Source organism: Spirosoma spitsbergense DSM 19989 (assembly GCF_000374085.1).
GTDB classification, from domain to species: domain Bacteria; phylum Bacteroidota; class Bacteroidia; order Cytophagales; family Spirosomataceae; genus Spirosoma; species Spirosoma spitsbergense.
Genome location: NZ_KB893439.1, coordinates 1 through 10,653, shown reverse-complemented (window position 1 = coordinate 10,653; position 10,653 = coordinate 1). Strand labels below are relative to the sequence as shown.

General features: G+C 52.5%; 10 protein-coding genes and 2 pseudogenes. 2 read left to right on the top strand and 10 right to left on the bottom strand.

The window, feature by feature from the left end; translation table 11 throughout:
• Positions 1 to 259 (top strand): annotated as a pseudogene (locus B157_RS37320) (ISLre2-like element ISRsl1 family transposase); the annotation flags it as partial.
• Here B157_RS37320 and B157_RS0107410 read toward each other — a convergent pair.
• Entirely contained in the window at positions 237 to 740 is a 504-nt protein-coding gene (locus B157_RS0107410; protein ID WP_020602726.1) for a tetratricopeptide repeat protein, read from the bottom strand. The pseudogene B157_RS37320 and the gene B157_RS0107410 overlap by 23 nt on opposite strands.
• Positions 741 to 1,081: 341 nt before the next feature.
• On the opposite strand from B157_RS0107410, the gene B157_RS39640 reads away from it, so the two are divergent.
• Positions 1,082 to 1,345 (top strand): hypothetical protein, encoded by a 264-nt coding sequence (locus tag B157_RS39640; protein ID WP_020602725.1) that lies wholly within the window; start codon positions 1,082 to 1,084, stop codon positions 1,343 to 1,345.
• A 195-nt stretch (positions 1,346 to 1,540) separates the two neighbouring features.
• Here B157_RS39640 and B157_RS0107400 read toward each other — a convergent pair whose 3' ends face one another.
• From B157_RS0107400 to B157_RS39285, 9 genes and pseudogenes are all read right to left on the bottom strand, one after another.
• Positions 1,541 to 2,425, bottom strand: a complete 885-nt coding sequence (locus B157_RS0107400; protein WP_020602724.1) for a winged helix-turn-helix domain-containing protein — start codon at positions 2,423 to 2,425, stop codon at positions 1,541 to 1,543.
• A gap of 22 nt (positions 2,426 to 2,447) precedes the next feature.
• Entirely contained in the window at positions 2,448 to 2,921 is a 474-nt protein-coding gene (locus tag B157_RS38090) for a hypothetical protein (RefSeq protein WP_157618333.1), read from the bottom strand.
• A 763-nt stretch (positions 2,922 to 3,684) separates the two neighbouring features.
• A complete protein-coding gene (locus B157_RS0107390; RefSeq protein WP_020602722.1) occupies positions 3,685 to 4,218 on the bottom strand; it encodes a VanZ family protein in 534 nt (177 codons plus the stop codon).
• A gap of 110 nt (positions 4,219 to 4,328) precedes the next feature.
• Positions 4,329 to 5,108 carry a heme ABC transporter ATP-binding protein gene (locus B157_RS0107385; RefSeq protein ID WP_020602721.1) on the bottom strand — a complete coding sequence of 260 codons (780 nt, stop codon included), beginning with the start codon at positions 5,106 to 5,108 and terminating at the stop codon, positions 4,329 to 4,331.
• The gene (locus B157_RS0107380; protein ID WP_020602720.1) at positions 5,101 to 6,168 is read right to left on the bottom strand and encodes a FecCD family ABC transporter permease; all 1,068 of its coding nucleotides are present in this window, start codon (positions 6,166 to 6,168) and stop codon (positions 5,101 to 5,103) included. The genes B157_RS0107385 and B157_RS0107380 overlap by 8 nt, the downstream gene beginning before the upstream one ends.
• Positions 6,168 to 7,037, bottom strand: coding sequence for a heme/hemin ABC transporter substrate-binding protein (locus B157_RS0107375; protein ID WP_020602719.1), 870 nt, complete (start codon positions 7,035 to 7,037; stop codon positions 6,168 to 6,170). The genes B157_RS0107380 and B157_RS0107375 overlap by 1 nt, the downstream gene beginning before the upstream one ends.
• A gap of 64 nt (positions 7,038 to 7,101) precedes the next feature.
• Positions 7,102 to 9,438, bottom strand: a complete 2,337-nt coding sequence (locus B157_RS0107370; protein ID WP_020602718.1) for a TonB-dependent receptor — start codon at positions 9,436 to 9,438, stop codon at positions 7,102 to 7,104.
• Positions 9,439 to 9,569: 131 nt separating this feature from the next.
• Positions 9,570 to 10,109, bottom strand: coding sequence for a hypothetical protein (locus tag B157_RS0107365; RefSeq protein ID WP_020602717.1), 540 nt, complete (start codon positions 10,107 to 10,109; stop codon positions 9,570 to 9,572).
• Positions 10,110 to 10,452: 343 nt separating this feature from the next.
• Positions 10,453 to 10,653: pseudogene (locus B157_RS39285) on the bottom strand (IS110 family transposase); the annotation flags it as partial.

Genomic DNA, 10,653 nt, shown 5'->3' with positions numbered 1-10,653 from the left:
TTCGGTCTATGCCTATCTGGAAACGAATCGCGACCGGATGGACTATAAAACGTATCGTAAACGGGGCCTTCTGATTGGGTCTGGGGCTATCGAATCAGCTCACCGAACGGTGATGCAACGACGGTTGAAGCGGTCTGGGCAACGCTGGAGTATTCGGGGTGCGCAGCGTGTTCTAAACTTGCGCGTTTGCCTGATGAGCAACCGATGGAATTTGGTTCGTCAGCAGATTGAGCCAATCAACTATGCGATGGCCGCATAGCGACATTTTGAATTGCACCCGTTTTTTTAGAAGCCGGTTTTTTAGAACTCAGGTTTAGTGCAGCAGTAAAATGTGTTTCAGCTTCCTTATTTTTTCCACGCTCCATGGCTACGATACCAGCCCGGTTATACACATTGATTAATAACGTAGTATCTTTCAATTGCCTGATGATAGGTAATGACAACGAATCAAACGTTTGCATCTCCTTTAACTTTCCAATGTTCTGGTTTAATTCGGCCAGTTTGTCGTAAGCGATGGCAACGTTACTTTTTAAATTAGCTTTACTCGAAATGCGTAATGCGTTCATTAATTGAACGGTTGCTGAATCGTACCGGGACTGCTGTGTTAATGCGTCTGCCGATAAAAATAACCGTTGAATGTCTAGAGCCCCGCCCTGATTTAGCTTTTGTGCATAGGAAGTAATTGGAATTGTTACTGCAATCCCCTCTAAAACCAGTAAAAAGATGATAACCTTTTTCATAATTCAGACTGGTTAGGCTGTAAATACAGGGCTTTGAAGCAAAAAAGACAGGGAACACGAATGACACCGATTGAACAGATTTTCACCGATAAGCCTAGTATCTATCAGCGGACCGTGCCCGACTACGGCACTTTTACAAAAAAGCCCTGCTATCGTTGGTCAGTAAAAATGGCTGTAATCGGTATCATCCGTGTCCTGATTTTAGACACAAACGCGTCTTTACCAGGCAATTTACTCCTTTCTTCATCAGTCAGCATGTCTTCAGGAAATAGTCATGCACCATTTGGGTGAACCTGGAAATCAGGGACTTGCCGGGATAGTCACTGACTCTACTGCTGTTCGTGCCACAAAAAAAACGCCTGTCTGTCATCTTTCTGCTGGGATACATCTCCGTGCTGGCCCAGGCACCCACTGAATCATATCCGCTGGATTCAGCCTCCGTCGAGCACTCGAAAATCGGTAACGACCAGGCCATCGTTGGGTCGAGCAATGGGGAGGTTTGTGCATTTACGGCCGCCTGGGAGCGTCCAGAAGCCTTTTCGCGGGTGTTCAGTGCCATCGGCTCGTACGTATCCCTGCGGGGGCCGACCGCTACCCGACTCTGATTCGGAAGTATGAACCCAAACCCATCCGGGTGTTTTTACAGGACGGGTCCAATGACCTGAACAATTTAGTGGGCGACTGGTGGGAAGCAAATGTGATTTGGGGTGTTGTTCGAATTGAACCGTTCCGGCCAACAGGTCAGGCCCGCTACATTCAGCAGCGTGTAACTCCACTGAAAACGCAGGGTTCGAACGGTACTACCCACGAACTTCCAGCCGGTAACCCACGCCGTGAACAGCGATGATATGCAGGCCAGGATCGGGTTTCAGGTGTTTGCGGAGTCGGGATACAAACACATCGACGCTGCGGCCTACGATTATGCCTTCGTCCTCCCAGACCGATTTAAGGATAAAGTCGCGGGTCAACAGTTGATTCGGATGGCGAAGAAACAGGTGGAGTAGTTTTGCTTCCCGATAGGTGAGCGTATAGGATTGGTCAGCAACCTCAACCGTTTGGTTAAGCGCGTCGAACGTCAGGTTGCCCACCTGAATCAACGGGACGGATTCTGCCCGTGCCAAGTCCATTGATAGCGGAGGGCGGGTGGTTCGACTGCTTTTCTGCCAGAGTATGTAAGCACCACCGACTACTACGAAACCAGCTATCCATAGGCCCCAGGGTATGGGTAGCTGGTTTTGAGATGCCCGCCCGGTAAACGAAACCCGGATGGTGTAGCACCCTGTTTGCTGGTCTCGACCCACGCAGGGTACGTCGTTTTGTTGAGTCAGGTCGGCCACGGTGTAGCCCAGCTGTAACGTGCCTGCTGTGCAGTCGAGAACCGCTACGTCGTAGGGATCGTCAAGGGCATACAGAGCCAGTGACTGCTGTAATAGGGCCGGTAGCTTTTTATAGTTGAGCGCGTGATCCAGCCGAATCTGGAATGTAGCGGTACCGACCTGCTGCACCGCCGGAATCCGGGAAGTCGTGTCACCGGCGTCGCGCAGGAGGTGATGCGCGGTGCGCCGAAGGGCCAGATTCGCCTGCTGCGTAAAGTCAGTCCGGCCCGTAGCGGCTGGTAGCCGGGCAAACTGCGTAAACAGCAGACCGGCAACCAACAGCGACAGAACGAGGACTATCTTTTTCATGCGTACGGGGTATACCGGTCTGTTAACATCCGTCTTTTGGAGTCCTCAAAAATGAGAATAAATCAGCATTAAACACGGGTCTGACTCTGATTGTCCGTTTAGCGGAGGCATGGCCTGCCTGAGTAGGTTCAATCACCAGGTCATCACCCATTTTAGCGAGGGCCAGCACAGTAGCCACCTCAATGCTCATCACCGACCGGGTGGTGTCCGAGACGCCCTGCTGAATAACCTGACCGTTCCGGCGCAGATAAACACGGAACGGAATTGGCCCGGCGCATCCCGTTGCTGATTTACCCGGTACAATGGTCACTATGCCCCGACTAACAACCGAGAACGTGGCCTCATTGATCGGTTTGTTGTCCTTCAACGGATCATGGCAGGAGGTGGCGGGCTGCCTTCGACCTGTTTGCATCGATACGCCTAACGGAGCGCGTTGGGCAAATGTGGCCGCTACGCCCAGTAGCAGCACGACGGGGATAAATGATTTAACGTTCATGGTTTCTGTTTTTTTTAAGCAACGAACCAAAACTATAGCTACTGCTGTCAGGAATCGAAAAAGCCCGGTAAAACATTGTAAAGGAATTGTAAAACCTTTGTGACGGGCTGAAAACTGCCTTTTCTGCTTTGTATTACCAACGGGCCGGGCAATGACGATGGCGGTCAATGAGCGTTTTAAAAAGCGTTTCAAGCGCAGTACAGTTCTGAGGCAGTTATCCGTGAATATGTTGTTTCGGGCAATGTCTTTTCTCACGGGTTCCAGCATGAGCCAGCGCTGAATAAATCCATTTGCATCGGGTGCTTTTTTTGCGGCAGAGGCTGGCGTAAAGTGTTTGGATAAGGTATGGGTCGTATCGCCCTTTACGGGTATAGGAGGCAGGGATGGTCGTTACCCCGGACCCGGCCCCTGTGCCAAAGCGGAAAGGCCCCCGAGTTGTAATCCGGCTAAATGGACAAACGCCATAGCGGGCAACAGGGAGTTGTATTTTCTGTTTATGGCAGATTCCTTTTGCAATCAGTACCGTCTCTGACAGTAAGCCTACTTTAAGCAAACCTACTCAACGAAGCAAATAAGATAGGGGTCGGTTTCCTGCGTATTAAAAGTCTGTTACTATTTATCCGGATACACTATTCATAAGTGCCTTTCCTACCAGAGATATAAATTCATGATGAGATAGTCTTGAAAAAGACCGTCGGTAATGGCTTTGGCGGGCGTAAGTGAGTCGCTGCTCCAACGTCCTTACTATTTATTACCTGCCCCTCTATTGATATCGAATAGGAAGCTTATTTAATTTCAGCAAGATGAGAAATGAAAACAACAGGATTGTGCCTATTAATGCCGCTACATTTATGAACCGTTGCGCTGCCAGATCGCTCTTAAACGCCCTTCGAATCAAATGAACCAGCCATAAACCAAGTATGCCTCCGCACGTGTTCGTCACTAAATCGGTACTATCGAACGCACCAATCCGGCAGATAAACTGAAGGGCTTCAATCAAAAAGCTGACGGCAAAAAGTAGCAGAAGCAGCTTCCACACGTACAATCGTTTACCCAGCATGGCCACGTATACGCCGAGCGGCACAAAAATCAGTACATTCGCAAGAGCCTGCACCCGATCAAGGCGACCGTTTAAGGCAAACGCTTCGCGGAAAGGAATCAGGTTGACGCTTCTGTTTTCCATGTAGGAGAATCGCACACCCAGTTTAAAAATCAGAATCCAGAATAAAGCAATCAGGTAAAAGACACATACTATCCAAGTCAACTTATTGGCATGAAGGCTCAAGCGGTTGGTCATGGCGAAAACAGGGTCTATACAGGCAATATAATAAACGACGGTCTGTTTTTCTATATACGCAGGCGATATTCGGCCTGCTTGCAGACATGGGTATGCACAATCTCCTCTCCTTACACAATCATTACCCGTCGGCCGGTTTCGGGGTGGGTCATGAAGTAGGGTTTGAGCTGGAAGACGGTTTCGATGGCGGATTCGGTTAATACGGCGTCGGGGTGGCCCATGCCTACGATGCGGCCCTCGTCCATCAGGATGACGGTTCTGGCGTATTGCAGGGCCAGGTTAATGTCGTGGACAATGACGAAAATAACCATGTTGTGCGTCGCCAGTTCGCTTACCAGTCCCAGAATCTGGTGCTGATAATGAATGTCCAGCGCCGAAATAGGTTCGTCGAGGAAGAGGTATTTGGTGGAGTCGTCGCCCGGTTGGCGGTGGAGTTGGGCAAGTACCCGCGCCAGATGCACTTTCTGTTTTTCGCCCCCCGACAGTGACGCAAACGCCCGGTCCCGGAATGGCAGCATCCCCACCGAATCCAGACAGTCATCGGCAATCTGCTTGTCCAGCGGGGTCGGGTTCAGGTCGAAATACGGGTAGCGGCCCATCATCACAACGTCGGTCACGTTCAGGTCGAAGGGGAGCGACAAGAGTTGAGAGAGAACCGCCTTTTGGCGTGCCAGCGTCGGGAGGGGGATGGCGCTGAGAGGCTGGTCACCGTACCAGACCTGGCCCGTTTGGGGTGTTTCGGTACCGGTCAGGAGTTTGAGCAGGGTACTTTTCCCGGCCCCGTTCGGCCCCAGTACCATCGTGAATTCGCCGGGGGCCAACGTCAGCGATACGTCGTCGATCAGCGTTTTCGGGCCGATGCGAAACGACAGGTGTTCGGCCCTAAGCATAGAACCCTCCCCGTTGAAACGACCGGGCATTGCGTACCAGCAGCCAGATAAAGACCGGGGCACCCACAAAAGCCGTGATAACGCCAATCGGAAACTCGGCGGGCGCCACCAGTCGCCGGGCCACCGTATCGGCCAGCGTGAGCAGCGACCCGCCCAGCAGGGCCGACGCAATCACCAGAAAGCGGTTGTCGGATGTTTTCGACAACCGCAGCAGGTGCGGCACCACCAGCCCCACGAACGAAATGACGCCCACCATCGCTGTGCCGACGGCCACCAGCAGGGTGTTCAGCAGCAACACCTGAATCTTGAGCCGGTCGATATTGTAGCCCAGATGTCGCACTTCATCTTCGCCCAGAATCAGCACGTTCAGGGCTTTGGTGAACCGCAGGGCCAGTAAAATACCCCCAGCGGTGACGGGCAGCACCAGCCAGAACTGGGTCCAGTCGGCACCGGAAAAAGTGCCCAGGTTCCAGAAGGTGATGGACCGGGCCTGCGGGTCGCGGGCGATGTACGACAGGAAACCCGTGCCCCCCGTGGCCAGCGCGTTGATGGCGATACCCGCCAGAATCATGGTCGCCACGTTCACCTTACCGCTCATCGACGCAATCCGGTACACCAGCAGCGTAGCCCCAAAAGCGAAGACGAACGCGACGCAGGGCAGCAGAAACAGCCCCAGCGCATCGGTAAACGCCCAGTTGATGTTCTTGCCCAGCACAAACACCAGCGCGGCCCCGAAGGCGGCACCCGCGCTGGTCCCGACCAGTCCCGGCTCCACAATCGGGTTCCGAAACAACGCCTGCATCAACACGCCCGACACCGACAGCCCCGCTCCCACCGTAGCGCAAAGTAGTACGCGCGGCAACCGAATCTGCAAAAACAACCCCTGAGAAACAGGATCGACCAGATTATCCGACAGGCCAATCCCATTGAGTAGAATCTGGCCGATATCGGCAAAGGTCAGGTCGACCGCCCCAATGCGCAGGGCAGCAATGATACAAATCAGCAGTAGCAGGGCGAGTAACCCATACCAGTTGCCGGGCGTTAAGGATGACCGTTTCATTATTGGTGAATCAACTTCATGAGCATTTGCACATTTTCACCAGTGCGGGGGCCGAGGTAAATCAGGTCGTGCTCTTCGATACGGTAAATTTTTTTGTTCTTCCCCGCCGGGGTCAGCGCGATGCCAGGCAACGTAGCCAGTTTATCGGCATTACCCATCCGATCGTAGCCGAAGTCCGTCACCAGAATAATGTCGGGCTGGGCTTTGCTGATGATTTCCGGGCTGAGGGGTTTCATACCTTTCAGCGTGTCCATCACGTTTTTCCCCCCCGCCAGATTGAGCATGTACGACGCCGTACCCGCCTGACCAATTACCAGGTAATTGTTGATTACACGGCCGAAGTGGATGATGGCGATTTTGGGCATGGTCTTGTACTGCTTCAAGTCTTCGGCAGCTTTGGCCAGGTCGGCATCCAGCTTCGTTTTCAGACTGTCGGCCTGTTTCTGCGCCCCAAACTGAGCGGCCAGCGAATCGAACAGAGCTTTCACTTCGGGGATGGTGTGCGCATCGGGGAACACTTTCATCGGCACGCCCACCTTTTTCAACTGCTCCATCACCGCTTCCGGGGCTACGTTGCCATCGTGGTATACTACCGTCGGTTTCAGGGCAATAATGCCTTCGGCGTTCAGCATCCGGTGGTAACCGACTTTAGTAATGTCCTTGGTAGCGGGTGGGTACGTACTCGACAGGTCGATGCCCACCAGTTGGTCACCGGCACCGAGGGCAAAAATCAGTTCGGTGAGTTGCTTGGCCACGCACACGATGCGCTGTTTGCCTTCGGTTTGTGTCTGCTCTTTCTGGCTGGAAGTACAGGCCGAGAGGGTAATAGTAGCAAGGGTAATCAGGGTTATTATTCGTAGTGTTTTCATTAATCAGTGGTTAAATGATGTAGAGACCGCACCGGCAATACCTTGCCGGTGCGGTCTCTACTGGTTAAAACGTGTACTTCAGGACAGCTCCTGAATAGAACGTAATCTTCGGTGCGGGGTTAAAGAACAATGGACGGTTGTTGGCAGGGTTGGGCAGGTTCAGGAATACCAGCGACGAATACGTACTACTCAGCATGTTGTCCGAACCAACGTACAGGTCGAGGTTAAAATGCTTGCTTAGCGCACCCCGGTAACCCAGTTTACTGTTCATCAGCGTGTAGGCCTGGGCGAAATGGTAGTTGGCCAGCGTGATGGGCATCTGGTCGACGTACATCATCGTGGCATTCAGGTACAAACCGGGCCGCACTTCCACGTCGACACCCGCATTGAGCAGATTGGGGGCAATACCCGACTCTTTTTTACCGGTATAATTGACCGTCCTGCTATCGCCGTTGTTATCACTTTTGAAATCCTTATAGTAAAAATCACTGTAGGTATAGGACACAAAAGGGCGAATCAGCGACAGGGCTCCAGTAGTTGGGCGATAGGCGTACTGTACCGCCAGTTCCAGCCCGTTGTGCTGCACGTTACCGGCGTTGGTCGTCAGCGTGTAGGCCGGTTGATTGGCGGTTGCCGGGAAGTTCTGCGGAATCAGTTTGTCCGTAACGGCCATGCTGAAGTAAGCGATTTCGTAGCTCAACGCTTTATTCGATAGGCTGCCTTTGCTGCCAATTTCGTAGTTGGTTCCCAGTTCCGGGCGAAGATTGTAGTTCACCAAACCCGTCTGCGCAATGACCACCTGATTCGTGGCCGGAGCCGAATACCCCTGACTCACGCTGGCGTATACCGACACATCGTTCGTTACCTGATAGGCCAACGCGCCCCGTGGCGACAAAATGGGGTTGAACCGGTCATAACCCGACACGTTGACATAGGTTGCTGTGGCCGCCCGCATATCCACAATGCCGTATTCGACGTAGTTAAGCCCCGCCCCTGCCGACAGGGTTAGCTTGGGTGCAATTTGCAAAGCTGCCTGGGCGAAAATGCTGTACTGCATCGCCTGAATTTCCAGATCAGACCGTAGAGCCCCCAGAATATTGTTGCTCAGTCCATAGCTTTTGGCGTAGTTGAAATTCTTCAGAAACTCAGCCCCTACGCTCACCGTTGGCCGTAGCGGACTGGCCTCGTTGGCATACGCAAACACCGTCCGACCTCCGAATTTAAACTTGTTCGTTTTGTTGACCCCGGCCGCAAACGGCTGGTCGATCACCTGCCCACCCACAAACAGCGTCGTCTTGTTGGTGAACCGGTCGGTGAACTGGTAGTTGTGGCTCATCCCGATACGGGCACTCTCCGTTTTGATGTTGGCGTTGTTGCCCAGATAAGCCACCTCTGCCGTATCTGGATGCACGCGCAGGTTCACGCTGTCCACCTGCCCCGACAGCAAATCGTATGAATTCGTGTAGCCCACAAAGAGCGACATCGACCGTTTTGCACTCAGGTAGGTATCACTGGTGATGCTCAAAAAATCCTTCTTGGATGTCCCGTGCAGCCGAAAACCATCGTATTGCTGGTGGCCGTAATTGATGTTCAGACTGGTATTGTCGGAACCGGTTTTGATGGACGTATTCGTCCGAAACAGCCCGTACGAACCCGCCAAGACCTGCTGGCTGATGCTCGTTTTGCCGATGGGTGCCCGTTCGGTGTAGAAGTTAACAACCCCACCAATGGAGTTGCCGTACGCACTGGAACCCGGCCCTTTCAGGATCTCGACCCGACCCAGCGTAGTAAAATCAACATCGTCAAGGAACGTCGTACCATCACCGTCGGTCAGCGGAATGTCGTTCAGGTACGCTTTGTAGCCCACGCCGTTGAAGTTGGTCTGATTGCCGTAACCCCGAATCACGATACGATTTCCGGCAGCTACCGTCCGCATCTCGACTTTCACGCCGGGGATGAGATTCACGAAGTTTTGCAGGTGAATCCCGTTGGTCCGCTGAATATCGCGACTCGTCACCAGCCCCACCGCACCGGGAATGCGCTGGATGGTCTGGGGAGATGAATACCCCGACACGATCACCTCGTTCAGTTCCGTGTTGGACGATTCCAGCTCGACCGTCAGGGTGCGGGTATTTGCTTTGATGCCAACCGTCTGGGTCTGATAACCCACCGCTGAAGCCTGTACCTGTTCGCCCTCGCTGACGTTGAGCTGAAACTGCCCTTTATCGTCAGCAGTGGCGCCCCGCGTCGTGCCATTCACCTGGAGGGTTGCCCCTGCAATGGGCTGACTATTCGTTTGGTCGACTACCCGACCGGTTACGGTCATTTGGGCGTATAAGGTGGCACTCAGGCCCATGCATAGGAACAGGCCAACTAAAAATTTGCTATAAAATGAGCTCATGAATACAGGTTGATGATTGAAAAAATTAATTCCTGCCGGAAAGGGCGTATCATTTTTCAGACATGACGATGCGTGTCTACAAACGACAGCCATACCATCCGGCACAGAAGTTTTTTTACGTACAAAAAAACCTATAAATCAGGCGGGGGAACCGTTACATCCAGCAAGGGAAGCCGGATACGAGGGGAAGAAAACGAAAACAAATGGGTAAACTCAGGCAGGATAGAATCAGAGACCGGCGCTATGATAACCTTGTATGGCAACACGAAGGGACTACACCACCTGGCCCGTTTGGTTCGGGCATCAGACAACGGGTCGGGCTGGTTTGGATCGCGGTAGAGCCATGCCGCTTCCTGCCGGAGTTCGGTTTCGGCTTCATCACGGAAGCCGTAAACGAACAGCGTATCCGATCGGACCTCGCGGTGCAGCATGTCAATCATCTCTCCCTGCCACGCAAATTCTTCCTGATGAATCAGAAAGTCATTGTTTGGAGAAAGATCCGCTTGGGGTATGGCAATCAGAACCAGTTCATCAAGCCCAAACTCAGTCTGGTGCGCAAATGCCCATTTAGCCGCCCACTCCCGACCGTAGTAATAGCCATACACGCTCCCGACAGCCAGGGTGACGGCTACCAGCAGAATTCGGGCCAGTTGGGTATGAGTACGGGGCACTAGTTGGTTTGAAAGCCGGTTCACGGCATTTACCCCATTGGGGATGTTACAATTGATTTAACCGCTTAACCGAATCGCTTGCCAGCCCACTGCTTTAGTGGGTTCAGAAAAAGTCACCTCCAGTACCCAACCGTTTCAACGGTTTTAGTCCGAGTAAACCGTTGAAACGGTTCGTTTAATTTGATTTCTGTCTGTTAACCCCACAGCTAAAGCAGTGGGCTTTTAAAAGCGACGTTTATTTTATTCAATTCAATAAGAGGACTTCGCTCGTGCCTGAATTAAGTCCGGCTGGTACTGTCGTGAAAAGCAAATTTTGAGATAGGATTTTTTTCATATCTTTGGACTACAAGTAGGACAACTCGGCTTCGGCCAATTGATCCCGTGTAGTCCCGCTGGTCGGGACTATTTTTTTGTCCTTCTCAGCCCGATTCGCTAAGTACTTAGGGTCATAATCAACCCCGTGACGCCACAAGGCGTAGGCCATCAAAAGCAATCGCTTTTGAACCGCCACGTAGGCTTTCATCTTAATGCCGCTACGTTCATA

What these genes read in the sequence shown, in the direction of transcription:
- B157_RS0107390 (WP_020602722.1), bottom strand. Translation starts at nt 4,218, where the DNA reads ATGACCAACCGCTTGAGCCTTCATGCCAATAAGTTGACTTGGATAGTA.
- B157_RS0107375 (WP_020602719.1), bottom strand. Translation starts at nt 7,037, where the DNA reads ATGAAAACACTACGAATAATAACCCTGATTACCCTTGCTACTATTACC.
- B157_RS0107380 (WP_020602720.1), bottom strand. Translation starts at nt 6,168, where the DNA reads ATGAAACGGTCATCCTTAACGCCCGGCAACTGGTATGGGTTACTCGCC.
- B157_RS0107370 (WP_020602718.1), bottom strand. Translation starts at nt 9,438, where the DNA reads ATGAGCTCATTTTATAGCAAATTTTTAGTTGGCCTGTTCCTATGCATG.
- B157_RS38090 (WP_157618333.1), bottom strand. Translation starts at nt 2,921, where the DNA reads ATGAACGTTAAATCATTTATCCCCGTCGTGCTGCTACTGGGCGTAGCG.
- B157_RS0107410 (WP_020602726.1), bottom strand. Translation starts at nt 740, where the DNA reads ATGAAAAAGGTTATCATCTTTTTACTGGTTTTAGAGGGGATTGCAGTA.
- B157_RS0107385 (WP_020602721.1), bottom strand. Translation starts at nt 5,108, where the DNA reads ATGCTTAGGGCCGAACACCTGTCGTTTCGCATCGGCCCGAAAACGCTG.
- B157_RS0107400 (WP_020602724.1), bottom strand. Translation starts at nt 2,425, where the DNA reads ATGAAAAAGATAGTCCTCGTTCTGTCGCTGTTGGTTGCCGGTCTGCTG.